The organism is Nitrosopumilus oxyclinae, assembly GCF_013407165.1.
GTDB lineage: Archaea > Thermoproteota > Nitrososphaeria > Nitrososphaerales > Nitrosopumilaceae > Nitrosopumilus > Nitrosopumilus oxyclinae.
Window position 1 is genome coordinate 504,250 of record NZ_CP026994.1, and the last position, 13,349, is coordinate 517,598.

Annotated in this window: 18 protein-coding genes; 10 read left to right on the plus strand and 8 right to left on the minus strand. The window is 32.9% G+C overall.

Features of this window, described 5'->3' with window-relative positions; genetic code table 11:
* The first annotated feature begins 61 nt into the window (after positions 1-61).
* From C5F49_RS02995 to C5F49_RS03010, 4 genes are all read left to right on the plus strand, one after another.
* Positions 62-751, plus strand: a complete 690-nt coding sequence (locus C5F49_RS02995; RefSeq protein WP_179363260.1) for a diphthine--ammonia ligase — start codon at positions 62-64, stop codon at positions 749-751.
* Positions 744-2,072 carry a signal recognition particle receptor subunit alpha gene (locus C5F49_RS03000; RefSeq protein WP_179363261.1) on the plus strand — a complete coding sequence of 443 codons (1,329 nt, stop codon included), beginning with the start codon at positions 744-746 and terminating at the stop codon, positions 2,070-2,072. Before C5F49_RS02995 ends, C5F49_RS03000 begins: the two co-directional genes overlap by 8 nt.
* Positions 2,073-2,093: 21 nt before the next feature.
* Positions 2,094-3,233, plus strand: coding sequence for a tRNA pseudouridine(54/55) synthase Pus10 (locus C5F49_RS03005; protein WP_179363262.1), 1,140 nt, complete (start codon positions 2,094-2,096; stop codon positions 3,231-3,233).
* Positions 3,234-3,403: 170 nt separating this feature from the next.
* On the plus strand, positions 3,404-4,111 hold the full coding sequence (locus tag C5F49_RS03010; RefSeq protein ID WP_179363263.1) for a hypothetical protein: 708 nt from the start codon (positions 3,404-3,406) through the stop codon (positions 4,109-4,111).
* Between the two features lie 31 nt (positions 4,112-4,142).
* Here C5F49_RS03010 and C5F49_RS03015 read toward each other — a convergent pair whose 3' ends face one another.
* Positions 4,143-4,328, minus strand: a complete 186-nt coding sequence (locus C5F49_RS03015; RefSeq protein WP_179363264.1) for a 30S ribosomal protein S27ae — start codon at positions 4,326-4,328, stop codon at positions 4,143-4,145.
* On the minus strand, positions 4,328-4,753 hold the full coding sequence (locus C5F49_RS03020; protein ID WP_179363265.1) for an eS24 family ribosomal protein: 426 nt from the start codon (positions 4,751-4,753) through the stop codon (positions 4,328-4,330). Before C5F49_RS03020 ends, C5F49_RS03015 begins: the two co-directional genes overlap by 1 nt.
* Before the next feature lie 82 nt (positions 4,754-4,835).
* On the opposite strand from C5F49_RS03020, the gene C5F49_RS03025 reads away from it, so the two are divergent.
* Positions 4,836-5,396 carry a DUF309 domain-containing protein gene (locus C5F49_RS03025; RefSeq protein ID WP_179363266.1) on the plus strand — a complete coding sequence of 187 codons (561 nt, stop codon included), beginning with the start codon at positions 4,836-4,838 and terminating at the stop codon, positions 5,394-5,396.
* On the opposite strand, the gene C5F49_RS03030 is transcribed toward C5F49_RS03025, so the two are convergent.
* On the minus strand, positions 5,380-6,645 hold the full coding sequence (locus C5F49_RS03030) for a BPG-independent phosphoglycerate mutase family protein (protein ID WP_179363267.1): 1,266 nt from the start codon (positions 6,643-6,645) through the stop codon (positions 5,380-5,382). The genes C5F49_RS03025 and C5F49_RS03030 overlap by 17 nt on opposite strands.
* Before the next feature lie 255 nt (positions 6,646-6,900).
* Between C5F49_RS03030 and C5F49_RS03035 the strand changes: the two genes are divergently transcribed.
* The gene (locus tag C5F49_RS03035; RefSeq protein WP_179363268.1) at positions 6,901-7,917 is read left to right on the plus strand and encodes a galactose-1-phosphate uridylyltransferase; all 1,017 of its coding nucleotides are present in this window, start codon (positions 6,901-6,903) and stop codon (positions 7,915-7,917) included.
* Positions 7,918-7,959: 42 nt separating this feature from the next.
* Positions 7,960-8,400 carry a hypothetical protein gene (locus C5F49_RS03040; RefSeq protein ID WP_179363269.1) on the plus strand — a complete coding sequence of 147 codons (441 nt, stop codon included), beginning with the start codon at positions 7,960-7,962 and terminating at the stop codon, positions 8,398-8,400.
* Here C5F49_RS03040 and C5F49_RS03045 read toward each other — a convergent pair.
* From C5F49_RS03045 to thiD, 3 genes are read right to left on the minus strand one after another with little or no spacing between them, the layout of a single operon-like run.
* On the minus strand, positions 8,397-8,834 hold the full coding sequence (locus C5F49_RS03045; protein ID WP_179363270.1) for a GNAT family N-acetyltransferase: 438 nt from the start codon (positions 8,832-8,834) through the stop codon (positions 8,397-8,399). The two genes, C5F49_RS03040 and C5F49_RS03045, sit on opposite strands and share 4 nt — an antisense overlap.
* Entirely contained in the window at positions 8,831-9,532 is a 702-nt protein-coding gene (locus tag C5F49_RS03050; RefSeq protein WP_179363271.1) for a nucleotidyltransferase family protein, read from the minus strand. The genes C5F49_RS03045 and C5F49_RS03050 overlap by 4 nt, the downstream gene beginning before the upstream one ends.
* A 55-nt stretch (positions 9,533-9,587) precedes the next feature.
* Positions 9,588-10,889, minus strand: coding sequence for a bifunctional hydroxymethylpyrimidine kinase/phosphomethylpyrimidine kinase (thiD, locus tag C5F49_RS03055; protein ID WP_179363272.1), 1,302 nt, complete (start codon positions 10,887-10,889; stop codon positions 9,588-9,590).
* Between the two features lie 93 nt (positions 10,890-10,982).
* Here thiD and C5F49_RS03060 point away from each other — a divergent pair, with 93 nt between their 5' ends.
* Complete coding sequence (locus tag C5F49_RS03060; protein ID WP_179363273.1) at positions 10,983-11,174, plus strand: hypothetical protein; 192 nt, start codon at positions 10,983-10,985, stop codon at positions 11,172-11,174.
* The gene (locus C5F49_RS03065) at positions 11,174-11,398 is read left to right on the plus strand and encodes a hypothetical protein (protein ID WP_179363274.1); all 225 of its coding nucleotides are present in this window, start codon (positions 11,174-11,176) and stop codon (positions 11,396-11,398) included. Before C5F49_RS03060 ends, C5F49_RS03065 begins: the two co-directional genes overlap by 1 nt.
* 3 nt (positions 11,399-11,401) lie before the next feature.
* Here the strand turns inward: C5F49_RS03065 and C5F49_RS03070 are convergent, their stop codons facing one another.
* Positions 11,402-11,566 carry a hypothetical protein gene (locus tag C5F49_RS03070; RefSeq protein ID WP_179363275.1) on the minus strand — a complete coding sequence of 55 codons (165 nt, stop codon included), beginning with the start codon at positions 11,564-11,566 and terminating at the stop codon, positions 11,402-11,404.
* A 62-nt stretch (positions 11,567-11,628) separates the two neighbouring features.
* Between C5F49_RS03070 and thiC the strand changes: the two genes are divergently transcribed.
* Positions 11,629-12,957 carry a phosphomethylpyrimidine synthase ThiC gene (gene thiC / locus C5F49_RS03075; protein WP_179363276.1) on the plus strand — a complete coding sequence of 443 codons (1,329 nt, stop codon included), beginning with the start codon at positions 11,629-11,631 and terminating at the stop codon, positions 12,955-12,957.
* Here thiC and C5F49_RS03080 read toward each other — a convergent pair.
* A complete protein-coding gene (locus C5F49_RS03080) occupies positions 12,940-13,344 on the minus strand; it encodes an NUDIX domain-containing protein (RefSeq protein WP_179363277.1) in 405 nt (134 codons plus the stop codon). The genes thiC and C5F49_RS03080 overlap by 18 nt on opposite strands.
* Between the last annotated feature and the right edge of the window lie 5 nt (positions 13,345-13,349).

The window sequence follows — 13,349 nt, forward strand, 5'->3', positions numbered from 1 at the left end:
GTATTGAAGCATCTTTTTCAATTAACCTAAAAAATTTATTGAATTAAATATTTTTTAGATAATGAAATTAGCTTCTCTTTTTTCAGGAGGAAAAGATAGCACATATGCAATCTATCTGGCACAAAAACAAGGACATGAAGTAAAATGTCTGTTGAGTATATTTCCAAAATCTGATGAAAGTCATTTGTTACATCATCCAAACATGAAATGGACAAAATTACAATCAGAGACAATGAATATTCCTCAATTAACTATTACGTCAAACTCTGATGAAACTAATAATGAATTAATCCTAATTGAAAATTTATTGCAAAATGCAAAAGACCAATTCCAGATTGAGGGATTAGTGCACGGTGGAATCCAGAGTAAATTTCAAAAAGATAAATTTGAAAGCATTTGTTTGAAATTAAATTTGAAAGTTATTGCCCCCTTGTGGAATACTGATCCAGAAAAATATATGAATGAATTAGTTGATTCAGAATTTAATTTTATAATGACTACAGTATCTTCAGATGGATTAAATGATTCTTGGTTGGGAAAAAAAATTTTAAAATCTGATATTATCTCATTGAAACATTTGTCTGAAAAATTTGGTTTTAATTTAAATTTTGAAGGGGGTGAGGCTGAGACATTTGTAATTAATTGTCCTCTTTTTACAAACTCGATCAAAATTAATCAGTCCGAAAAAATATGGGATGGCTATAGAGGAAGGTTTGAAATAGTGGATGCGGGGTTGAATTTCCATGCTTGATGGCCTTAAGACTAGTTTAGGAGATGCAATCAAAAAAATTGTAAAATCTTCAGGTATCGATGAGGAACTAATCAAAGAATTATCAAAGGATGTTCAAAGGGCATTACTTCAATCTGATGTCAATGTCCGACTTGTTTTAGAAATTACAAAACACCTTGAGGAGCGTGCTCTTAATGAGACTCCTCCACCTGGTCTCTCTCGAAAAGATCACATCGTAAAGATCCTATATGATGAACTTTCAAAATTACTTGGTAATGAATCTGAATTTGAATTTAAACCTGATAGACAAAATAAGATTATTCTACTGGGAATTCAAGGCAGTGGTAAAACTACTGTGGCATCAAAACTTGCCAAATTTCTAACACACCAAGGATACAAAGTTGGTGTTGTAGGTGCTGATACGTATAGACCTGGAGCATTGGTTCAACTCAAAACCATGTGTGAAAAATCAAATGTTGAAGTCTATGGTGAAGAAAATAACAAAGATTCTCCAAATATTGTTAAAAATGGATTGAAACATTTTGCAGGACAAGCATTAGATGTAATTCTAATTGATACTGCTGGTCGTCATAAGGAAGAACAAGATCTCTTAGAGGAAATGGAGAGAATTAACAAAGTTGCAGATCCTGATTTAGCTTTACTAGTGATTGATGGAACAATAGGACAACAATGTTTCAATCAAGCTGAAGCATTTCATAAAACAATCCCTGTAGGTGGTGTCATTATCACTAAACTAGATAGTTCTGCAAAAGGTGGTGGTGCACTTGCAGCATCAGCAGCTACTGGTGCACAAATAATGTACATTGGTACTGGTGAGAGAATTGATGATTTAGAAAAATTTTCACCTACTAGATTTGTTGGAAGATTACTTGGCATGGGTGATATCCAAGCTGTTTTGGATTTAGCCAAACGATTAGAAAACGAGGGTGATGATGTGAGAATGAAAAGAATCTCTAGTGGAAAAATGAACATGGAGGATTTTCTTTCTCAGTTAGAAGAAGTCAGCAAAATGGGTTCATTGCAAGGAATTCTTGATAGTATGCCCGGACTTTCTGGAATGGTCAAGGGTGATCAAGTAGATCAAATGGAAGGCCGAGTTACAAAATGGAGATTCATAATTCAAAGTATGACCAAAGCAGAAAAAGCAGATCCTGAAGGATTACTAAACTCATCTAGAATCAAAAGAATCTCTCGTGGTTCAGGGTGGCCTGAAGGTGAAGTTAAAGAATTAATTAAAAATTATAAAAATTCTAAGAACATGATGAAAGCATCTAAAGGTCGTCAAATGCAAGGGACTCTTAGAAAATTAGGATTGGGCTAATCTTTATTCCAATTTCAAAATATGTCTAATTATCAGAAAATTATTCCTATTGCAAATAAAATTACTAAAAAATATCCTTTATGTGATAATTGCTTAGGTAGACTATTTTCAAAACAATTACATCTTTCATCAAATAAATTTCTTGGTAAAAAATTAAATCAAAACCCTGTCGAAAAATGCTATGTATGTAAAAATCTGTTTGGTAATCTGGATCATTTTTTAAAACTTATGCTTGACAAATCTGCTGGTTATTCTTTTAAAACATTTGGGATTGGAGTTATCGTAAAACCCTCAATTGTTGATAGGGATGATTTTATTAGATCTCAGTACAAACTACGGGGAATTGATAGCATCAAGACTGACATTACAAAAGAAATCGGGAAATTATATTCTAAAAGAACAAAGAAAACAATTGATCATCTTGATCCAGATGTAACTTTTACCATAAATTTCAAAGAAGAATTATGTGATTTGCGTTCAAAATCTATTACTTTTTCTGGACGATATCTAAAGTCTGAGCGAGGTTTTTCTCAAAAACAAAAGCCATGTGATAATTGTTCTGGAAAAGGATGTAGAGTTTGTGATTTTCATGGTATTTCAGAATATGATAGTGTGGAGGGTGCAATTTCTAAACCTCTTTTTCAAAAATTTGGTGGTACAACTACAAAATTTACATGGATTGGCGGTGAAGATAAATCCAGTCTAGTTTTGGGCTCTGGAAGACCGTTTTTTGTAAAAATTCAAAATCCACACAAACAAAAGGCAAAATTCTCTAACGTTACAGTTGGTCCAATTAAAATAATTAATTTAAAACCAGTTTACGAATCTCCAAAAAAACCACTCAAGTTCAATTCTGTTATCAGTGTGAAAATTTCTACTGAATCCCAAATTGATTCAAAGATGTTGAAGAAATTAAAAGATCTCACAATCAATCCTGTGGTAGTTTATGAAAAATCTGGGAGACGATCAGAGAAGAAAATTTTCAATGTGAAATCTAAAAAAAATTCAAATAATTTATTCACTTTGATTGTCAAGGCTGAAGGAGGCCTTCCAATCAAACGATTTGTTACTGGAGATGACATTGCCCCTGGAATTTCAAGTATTCTTGATACTCCATGTGAATGTCGAGAATTTGATTTTCTTGAGATTGAAATGCAATGATAACAATTAACTAGCACTAATTATCATAAATCATCATGCCAATGAGAAAAAAAAATAAACATATGAGACATGCTGATCAAAGGGCTGAAACTCGTAAAAAAAAGAAAGCAGGCAAACCACGTTCCTGATCTAACCAACCTTTTTACATTCAAAATTGTCGAGGTGTAATATTGGATCCGCTAGTACGTTTCAAAGATGCACATACTAAGGGAATTATTCCTGATAATGTCTTTGATTTAACCATGAAGAGATTCCCTCTAGTACTTGAAGGGATAAATCGAATTGAAAAAGCATCTGGAATTGCATATCCTATTGCATATGTTGAACCCACACTTGTCATTTCATCACCTAATCCTAATGCATACGAATTTGGAATCTTATTTGCAAGAACTATCCCTGTAATGTTTGAAGAAAAATTCCAGGTTGTTATACAAATTTCTGCACCCTTGATTGCCTATGGTCTAAAGGGAACAATTCATGCAATTTTGGCTCATGAATTTTTACATTTCTTAGATTTGATGAGAAAAATCTCTAAAATGGAATTACTATCTGATGAAGTTTCTGGAAATTTATTTGAAAATGTTTACAGTGATGAAACTAGATTGTTTGAGCCCCGTGCTGTCTTCAAAGATCGTACATTACTAAATCACATTACAAAAAAATTCCCTGCAGGATTTCGTGATTTTAAGCTTGAAGATAAGGTGATGAAATTCTGGGCTGAAAAAAATCTTCCAAAGACTAACATTTCTTTAGATACTAATACAGTCAAACTATCTGCTGAATCTCTTTCAAAAATAAAACTTGATCCTGCATTTATTTCAAAAATGGAGTTATTGGAAGAAAAAAGTTCCAAAATTCACAAAAAACGAATTTACTAAAATATTTTATAATTAATTTTGAAATAATTTTTTATTGTTTAAATTCTGTCAAACCACATTTGCCACAAGTGTTTCTATCTTTATGTTGGGCCATGAAAGTTCCTTTACCGCATCTAGAACATATTTTTCTTGTTCTTGATGCTTTGTCTCCTTCTACTTTGTAATATGATGCAATGCTAGGACTGGAACCTTTCTTACCTTTTTTCTCTACAGGCATTATTCAGTTTTCTCCTCTTTTTTAGCTTCTTCAGCTGGTGCATCTGCTTTAACTTCTGCAGGTGCTTCTTCTTTAGCTTCTTCAGCTGGTGCATCTGCTACTTCAGCTTCTTTTGCAGCTGCGTCAGCTTCTGCAAGTTTTGCTTTAGTTCTTTCTAGTCTTGAAAATATTGTTGGATTGATGTGTTTTTTTGCCAACCCTTCATCGTCATAGACATAGAATGTTCCTGTAATGAGGGACTTACCGACTTGAGTTCTTAATCTCATTGGGATGACGACTTTGCCATCTAACTTGAACTCTTTTGTAATCATATCTACAGCTTCTAGACTTTTGAGTTTGCCTCCCAAGCCTGCAAAATTACAAGTCAACTCTCTTCTTGATAGAAAGGAGTTGTTGACGTCTGTAATTGTCTCAATTATGGACATGTATCAAAAATCTCTGGATATTTCATATAAACCTTGATTGAAATTACAGAAGAAATTTAAGAAATTCCCTCAGTACTATATCGTGGAACGTTATTTACTGCATTTTAAAAATGAGAAATATTTGCCTCAGAATTGTAGAGAACTAGCACACAGGGCTCGAGATCTTGCATCTGACATGAATGTTTCAGTTAGACTTGCAAGAGTTGCCTCAAAATTTATTGAATTTGATGTAGCATCAGAAAAAGTAGATCTAGATCCTCTTGTAGAGAGATTATCCCCAATTGGCGAACTTGATAATGTGAGACATGTTGTTGAAGAACACATAGACAAAGACAAAGGAATCCAAGATGGAATATTTTATTTTAACAATGAACGCTTTTGGGAATGCCATGAAGCATTTGAAGGAGTTTGGAATCAATGCTATGGGCGGGAAAAAGAACTTGTTCAAGGTATTATTCTAGTTGCAGTTGCATTTGCTCATGAACAAGAAAATGAAGAAAGCATAGGTATTGGAATGTTGAAAAGAGCTTTGGAAAAATTAGGTTCTTCCCCATCTATGTATTATTCAATAGATGTAGATAGAATTAGAAAAAAAGCAATTGAAATGCAGCAAGCAAACAAACTAACTAGATTTGAGATTTAATTAATTCTAAGGCTTTTGAAACAACTTCTGCCCCTTGAAGTAATCCTATGTTTCCTTTTTTTGCCTGCTCTTCAGTCATTCTGGTAGTTCCATCATTTTTGATAAAATCACCTGAAACTAGAATTGGAACTGGATCATCGCTGTGTCCTTTGTTAATACATGGAGTTGAGTGGTCTGCAGAAATTATAATTGCAACTTTGCTAGAATCAATATTATCTACTAGCGTTTTGAAGAATCTTTGATCAATCTCTTCTATATTTTTCATTTTTCCAATTGCATCTCCGTCATGACCAAATTCGTCTGGTCCTTTGAGGTGTACGTAAATTGAATTTTGAGTCTCCATAGCCTTTGCAGCGACTCTTGCTTTTTCTTCATAATCTGTTAAACCTCCAGCTTCGAAGGCTTTCATTTTTAGAACTTCTGAAATTCCAAGTTCTACTGGCATATCTACTATGCATGAAAAGTTCATTCCATATTTTTCATTAATTGGAATAACATCAGGATATTTGTTTCCTGCATCTCTTAACAAGATACAACTAAGTTGTTTTTTATTTTCTTCTTGTCTTTTTTTGTTAATTTGACTATTCTTCATGATTTCAATTGATTTTTCTGAAAATTCATTTACTAAATTTGCAGTAAACTTTGATTCTTCAGTATCTTCTAATGGTAAACATTTTTCAATTTTAAGAAAGTCCCCCACTGCTTTTGCAACTCCCATACCTCCAATGTTGCTATAGGCTGGATCAGTATTGGTAATTCTTGAAGATAATTTTTGAGATTCTTTTCTTATTCTTACTGTTACTCTGTGTCCTATTGTTGGGGCCACTACTATTGAAACACCTGGAGATGATAGTTTGATCTTTTCTTCAATCTCTTTTGCAACTCCATCTGCATCTTCTTTTTCAATGTGTCTTCCTGCTCTTCTATCGATAATTACTCCCTCATCATTTAATGTAGAATAATTTCCCCTAAGTGCCAAGTCGCCGTCTTTGAAATCGATACCTATGCCTATTGCTTCAATTACTCCTCTACCTGCATAATCTGCATGTTTGAATTTGTATCCTAACATATTGAATACAGCAATATCTGATTCTGGAGCAATTCCTTTCCCAACTGAAATTACTTCTCCAATAGTACCATTGCTGGCAATTTTGTCTAATGTTGGAGTATTTGCAGCCTCCAATGGTGTTTTTCCATCCAAATCGGGATGTGGAAGATCTCCTACTCCATCTAAAAGAACATAGATCATATGAATATCCGAATTATCCAAAATAGTCCCTGTTTATTCGAAATCCAATGCTCTGTTTTAAATCTTGCAACAAATTTTGCGATCAAAACAAAACAACTGTTTATGAAATTTTTAACGAAACTTTTTCATTAAAATCATTTGATGAAAATGGGATTCTCTTAATTTTTTAAAATAAAATTGCAAAATTATTTTTAAAATTGTTTTGTATAGATCTTAGTAAACGTTTTAACATACATTTTACTTCAACTAACCATTATGGGGGATATGCGCAAAGACTATGTTTCTGAGCGTTTTATGATTGTCTCAAAAAAAGATGACAAAGTAATTGATCCTAAAAAATCACCGTTTGCTCCAGGTAACGAAGCTATGACAAATCCATCTGTTTTGTCTCTTGTTGCAAAAGATGGAATGTTACAACGTCTTCAAGATAATGATGATGATTATGTTAAAAATTGGGCCATACGAGTTTTTGAAAGTAAAAATCCTATCGTCTCAATTGAAACAGAAAACTCTTACAGTGACAAGCCATTTTACAGTGAACCTGCATATGGTTATCATTACATTGTAGTTGCATCTCCAAACGTCAAAGATACATTTGCAACAATAGACCCTGAACAATGGTCCAATGTGCTAGTTGTAGTTCAAGACAGATTACGATGGCTTTACACGCAAAAAGGTGTAACTTATGTTTCAATTTACGGTGACCATGGTGAATTAGGAGGCAATGCAAATCCTCACCCTCATCTTAATCTTCTAACGTTCTCAACTATTCCTCCTGTAATTGAGACTGAAGCCGAAGCATCTCATAAAATTTTGAATGAAAAAGGAGTTTGTCCAATGTGTCAGACAATAAATGAAGAAATCAGTGGTCCAAGACAGGTTCTTCAAACTGAGGGATTTATTGCATATTGCCCATGGGCTCCTTCATATCCTTATGAATTCTGGATTTCTCCAAAAAAACATACTACTAGTTTTTCAAAAATAACTCAAAAAGAAATTAACGATTTATCATTAATTTTAAGGGCCACTCTTGGGGGATTGACAAAAACCGTAAAGAACGTATCATACAATTTGGTTTTTCATCTTTCTCCTGAAAAGAAAAATAGTCGACAAATTCATTGGCATATTGAAATTTATCCAATTACAAAATCTTGGTCTGGATTAGAACGTGGATATGGTATCTTCTTAAATGATATCTCTCCTGAACAAGCAGCAGAAAAACTTGGAGCAGCTTGCAGGAAAGAATTAGCCAACTTAGTTGGCATTGTGTGATTTTTTGAATGGTTTATTTATCAACTAGAATCTGTTAGAATTATGGCAATTGAAAAATGGCTTGCAGTGACAAGTCTTGGGTTATTTGCAATGTTTGCTGGTGAAATGATTTCTGTTTATAATTTTATGACCGATGTTCCAGAAACTATTGCATTTTCAATAACATTTGATGCTGATCCAAAAATATTCCAATTCATTTCCATTGGAGCTGCACCTGCTGGAATACTAGCTGCAGTTCCATACATCATGACAAGACAATATGGTTCAAAACCTATTGGTGGATTGATAGTTGCAGGTGGAGTGATCATGCTCATAGGAATGTTTGTCTCTTATTCTCTTGTTGATAAAATTGATCCTGTCTATATTACAGATGTTGTAAAATATTCTCCTATACTGTTTATGATATTATCCATCCCTGTAATTGCTGTTGGCGCTTATTTAACAAAAGAAAAAAAGCGACGTCCGAAAAAAGAATTTTTCTAAATATTATCTAATCTTAATTCATTGCCTACTTGTTTGAAGCCTAGTTTTTCATAAAATGGTTTTACATCATCTGTACAATCTAAAATTGTCTTGTAACAGCCTCGATTTTTTGATTTGTTGATAAGATGCTTCATGATTTTCTCACCAATTTCCTTACCTTGATGCTCTTTGTTTACCACTACATCCTCAATATGTCCAACCAATCCACCATTGTGGATAAATTTTGATTCTATGAGTAGTGTTGTAGATCCAACAATTTTTCCGTCTAATTCTGCAACTGCTATGATGTGATCTGGGTTGGCGTTAATTTTATCGAAAATTTCTTTTGCTTTAGATTTCTCAATATTGCTTGCTTGTTTTAAAGAATCAAGTGATGTTAAGAATCCATTCCAAAGGTCCTCTTCTTTTAATTCTCTAATGATTACATCACTCATTTCTTTCCTCGTCTTTGAGTATGTTCCTTAGATGCTTTTTCATATGATTCTTTATTTCCTATATCTGTAAATCCATTTTTTGTAATGAAACTGCTGACTAATTTTTTATTAGTCATGGCCTTTTTTATCACGTCATCCATTCCATATGGTTTGTTCTTTGGAATCAGATTGAGTACTTTTGGTTCCATTACATAGCAACCCATGTTTACATTGGCCTTTATCTCTGGTTTTTCTTTCCAGCTTAGCACTTTACCTGTTTTTGATACATCAATTACACCATATTCTAAATTGGTTTTGTATTCGTTTAGACTCATTGTAACAAATGCTTTTTTTGTTTTGTGCTGTTTGATCATATTTCTAAGATTAAAATCAAATATTGAATCTCCATACATGCAAACAAAAGTATCGTCAATGAATTTCTCTGCAGTTTTTAGTTGACCTGCAGTGGCAAGTGGTTTGTTTGAAATTGCATATTCTATATTTACTCCAAATTTCTCACCATCTCCAAAATAGTCCTCAATTGTTTCTCTAAGATGACTTACACACAAAACAATTGATTTTACTCCGTTTTTTTTATTCCAATCTATGAGGTGTTCTAAAATTGGTTTTTTACCTAATGGTAACATTGGTTTTGGAGTTTTCTTAGTCAATGGAAGCAATCTGGTACCTAGACCTCCTGCTAAAATCACTGTCTTCACAAATATTATTTGAAATATGACTATTTATGTTCGAGGATGTTTTTAGACTAGAATTTCATCCTGTAATTTTTGATAATTTTTTCAAAATACTTTTGGGGTTATCTCCAAAAATTATTATCATTGGCTCTTTTCCAAAATCTCCCTTATGAAAAATAACATCTGGAGGTGATTTCAAATTTTTTATTGCATTTTGAATTCCCCACTCTATCGATGATCCTTTAATTTTTACATCATTGGGCTCTTTAACTCTGTCATAGCTAGAAACTGATAATTTTGATTTTTTAATTTTAGAAATTATTGATTTTTCATATTTCAAATTTATTGCAGAATGAATTTCTGAAAATTTTTTATTTACTGTAAGCAATGCAGTAGCAACATGTTTTGAGCCCCCATATGTCAGATTGCCTGCAACTATGACTTCGTTTCCTGCTTTAACAATTCTTCCTGATAACCCTAAGATATCTTTAGTGGATTTGGGTTTTGATTTAGAATATACAAAATTTGTTTGACATTCAGGAATGTTCCTGTAAATATTTTTAATTTTTACAAATTCATTAATTGACTGGGATAATTCTGAATTTATCTTGTCATTGTTCTGAATATCTGTTATCTTTATTCCCATTCCAACTTTTTTTGCATTTTTAATTGAATTATATGCAAATTCCTTTGCAAATTTTACAGATTCGCGGATTGTTTTTTTGTTTGCTATTGCATAAACAATCGCGGCTGAATAATTGCATCCACTTCCATGGTTTGTACTGCTAATTTTTTCACCTGAAATTAGATATTTTGTATTTCTCTCTTGGACAAAATCTGCTATCTGATTATTTTTTCCTTCTATTCCTGTAATTATTACATTCTTTGCTCCCATTTTTTGGATGTTTTTTGCAATTTTCTCTACTGTGTTTTTTGAATTTATCTTTAATTTTGATAATATTTCTGCCTCGAATCTATTTGGGGTGATAACTGTTGCAAGTGGAATTATGTATTTTTGAAAATCTTTAATTGCTTTATTTTGTATCAGTGCTCCACCAGTTGTAGATTTGATAACTGGATCTACAACAATTGGAATTTTTATTTTTTTTAATTGTTGGTATAGTGTTTTAATTATTTCAGAATTAAACACCATTCCTATTTTAATTCCGTCAATTTTAAAATCATTTAATACTGATTCAAGTTGATTTTCCAATATTTTTTTTGATACTGGTTCAATCATTCCAAAACTTGAAGTATTCTGACCTGTAATTGCAGTGATTACTGTTAATCCATATGCTCCCAATTCTGAAAATGACTTTACATCACTTTGAATTCCTGCCCCTGATGATGGGTCGGATCCTCCAATAGAAAGCAGATTCATTATATTTTCTTAGTTTAAAGTACTAATCTGTATTTCCATTTAATGTGCGTTTTTGTAATATCTATTTTATACTTGAATAACTCACTTTCTTTGATGACAAAAATCCCTATGGTGGATGATGCTACTCCTGACACACTACAGTGTACCACTTGTTTGTTACCTATGCAGTACCAAACAATAAAGGATGATAAATTTCTCTGGCAATGTTTCAAATGCGGCAAGCAATATCTTATTTCAAAAAATATGGATGACACTATGGAGGAGAGCTGGAGTCCACCAAGATAATGGATGTCTCTGAATTAAATTCTTTAAAGTCTGAAAATAAAAAACTACGAAACTACATTTCACTAGTTTATGCTGAAATTGAGTTATCTCAGCGTCTATATGAAATAAAACAAAACTTTGCAGATTCTCCTGATTCTAAGCGTATTATCGTGCCTATTGTGGATAGAATTTCTAAAATAAAGTTAGAAAAACAAGTTTTAGAAAATGAATTGAAACTAGTGTAATGGTTATGATGTTTGAGTTACACAATCAAAAGAACAGAATTCATCTTTCATACTGTAAAATTCTCTACCACAATGTCTGCATTCTCTAATTGATCTCATAGCATTATTTGCACTTTCTGGCATAAAAGGTCGATCATTTTTCTTAATATAGTGCCAAAGAGTTTTCATGCGATCAGAACTTTTTATGATTTTCACGATTGTTTAAATCAGGTAAAAACATAGAATACGTTATGGCAACTCAAATGACTTCTGCAAGACGTGGAGTAGCAACTGATGAAATGAAACAAGTTGCAAAAGACGAGGATGTTTCACTTGAATGGCTAATTCCTAAAATTGCAAAGGGCTCAATAATTATTCCAAGCAATAACGTGAGACCTCAAAAAATACACAATGTTGGAATCGGTAAGGGGTTGAAAACTAAAGTTAATGTCAACATTGGAACATCTACATTAAATGTTAATCTTGATGAAGAAGTAGAAAAAGCTAAAGTTGCAATAAAGTATCATGCAGACACTATAATGGATCTAAGTGATGGCGGTGATGTTAAAGAAATACGTCGAACACTGATGGATGCTGCACCGATCACATTTGGAACTGTTCCAATTTACGAAGCTTACAATTACGGAGTTGAAGTTCACAAGAATCCTTTGAATTTAACTGAAGATGATTACATCAAAGCATTTGAAAATAATGCAAAAGATGGAGTTGATTATACAACAGTTCATTGTGGAATTACTAAAGATATTGCAAAAAGAATTCTCAAAGTTCAACGATATGGTGGTGTTGTTAGTAAAGGTGGCACAATAACTGCTGCTTGGATGTTAAAACATGATAAAGAAAATCCATACATCACTCATTATGATTACATGATGGAGATAGCCAAAAAATATGATGTTACATTTAGCCTTGGAGATGCATTAAGACCAGGCTCAATTTTAGATTCTCATGATGAATTACAAGTTCAAGAGATGATTAACATCTCTAGATTAACTAAACGTGCACATGAACAAGATATTCAAGTGATGGTTGAAGGACCAGGACACGTTCCATTAAATGAAGTTGCTGCAAACGTAAGACTTGCAAAATCTCTAATTGGCGATGTTCCATATTATGTTCTAGGACCCTTAGTCACTGATGTTGCATCTGGCCATGATCATATTGCTAGTGCAATTGGTGCAGCAGTTTCTGCAAGTGAAGGTGTTGATCTTTTATGTTATCTTACACCTTCTGAACATTTAGCATTACCAAATGCCGATGAGGTAAAGGCTGGATTAATCGCATATAGAATTGCAGCTCATGCTGGAGACCTTGTAAAGATTCGTGACAAAGTTATCAAATGGGATATGGAAATGACTGAAGCCCGACGTACTTTAGATTGGGAGAAGCAACTAGCATTATCTATTGATCCTGAAGAGGCTGCAAAAATTCATAGTAGAACAGGACAGCATCCTGGCAATAATGTTCCTTGTACTATGTGTGGTGGTGCTTGTGTCTACATGATGTTGCCACAACAGAAAAAATACGAAAAAGAAAATGAAAATTTACAACAAGTTGAATAATACTTTTTGAAGGCTTGGCACTGTTTCATAATTTTCTAATTCATCCATGTTAATCCATTTGAACTCTGAGTTCTCCCAGTTTAGTTTGATTGTAGGTTTACTTGATTCAAACAAAAATGGGAATATCTCCCATTCATGATTTTTGTATTGAGGTGAATGAATTTTCATTTCTTCACTTGCTTTGATTAGTGTGATTTTGTCTTCTGTAATTCCTGCTTCCTCAAAAATTTCAATTTTTGCTCTTGAAAGAGGCTCTTCCTTATTTTCAATAATTCCGCTAATTCCTGCCCACAATCCCTTCATGGATTTTACTTTATCACTCCGCTTGAGAATTAGTAATTTTTCATTATCTTTAATGAATGATGTAACGATCTTTGTAGAACGCATGTCGA

What these genes read in the sequence shown, in the direction of transcription:
- C5F49_RS03070 (WP_179363275.1), bottom strand. Translation starts at nt 11,566, where the DNA reads ATGAAAACTCTTTGGCACTATATTAAGAAAAATGATCGACCTTTTATG.
- thiD (WP_179363272.1), bottom strand. Translation starts at nt 10,889, where the DNA reads ATGAATCTGCTTTCTATTGGAGGATCCGACCCATCATCAGGGGCAGGA.
- C5F49_RS03000 (WP_179363261.1), top strand. Translation starts at nt 744, where the DNA reads ATGCTTGATGGCCTTAAGACTAGTTTAGGAGATGCAATCAAAAAAATT.
- C5F49_RS03065 (WP_179363274.1), top strand. Translation starts at nt 11,174, where the DNA reads ATGGATGTCTCTGAATTAAATTCTTTAAAGTCTGAAAATAAAAAACTA.
- C5F49_RS03015 (WP_179363264.1), bottom strand. Translation starts at nt 4,328, where the DNA reads ATGCCTGTAGAGAAAAAAGGTAAGAAAGGTTCCAGTCCTAGCATTGCA.
- C5F49_RS03035 (WP_179363268.1), top strand. Translation starts at nt 6,901, where the DNA reads ATGGGGGATATGCGCAAAGACTATGTTTCTGAGCGTTTTATGATTGTC.
- thiC (WP_179363276.1), top strand. Translation starts at nt 11,629, where the DNA reads ATGGCAACTCAAATGACTTCTGCAAGACGTGGAGTAGCAACTGATGAA.
- C5F49_RS03030 (WP_179363267.1), bottom strand. Translation starts at nt 6,645, where the DNA reads ATGATCTATGTTCTTTTAGATGGAGTAGGAGATCTTCCACATCCCGAT.
- C5F49_RS03020 (WP_179363265.1), bottom strand. Translation starts at nt 4,753, where the DNA reads ATGTCCATAATTGAGACAATTACAGACGTCAACAACTCCTTTCTATCA.
- C5F49_RS03060 (WP_179363273.1), top strand. Translation starts at nt 10,983, where the DNA reads ATGACAAAAATCCCTATGGTGGATGATGCTACTCCTGACACACTACAG.
- C5F49_RS03080 (WP_179363277.1), bottom strand. Translation starts at nt 13,344, where the DNA reads ATGCGTTCTACAAAGATCGTTACATCATTCATTAAAGATAATGAAAAA.
- C5F49_RS03005 (WP_179363262.1), top strand. Translation starts at nt 2,094, where the DNA reads ATGTCTAATTATCAGAAAATTATTCCTATTGCAAATAAAATTACTAAA.
- C5F49_RS02995 (WP_179363260.1), top strand. Translation starts at nt 62, where the DNA reads ATGAAATTAGCTTCTCTTTTTTCAGGAGGAAAAGATAGCACATATGCA.
- C5F49_RS03040 (WP_179363269.1), top strand. Translation starts at nt 7,960, where the DNA reads ATGGCAATTGAAAAATGGCTTGCAGTGACAAGTCTTGGGTTATTTGCA.
- C5F49_RS03045 (WP_179363270.1), bottom strand. Translation starts at nt 8,834, where the DNA reads ATGAGTGATGTAATCATTAGAGAATTAAAAGAAGAGGACCTTTGGAAT.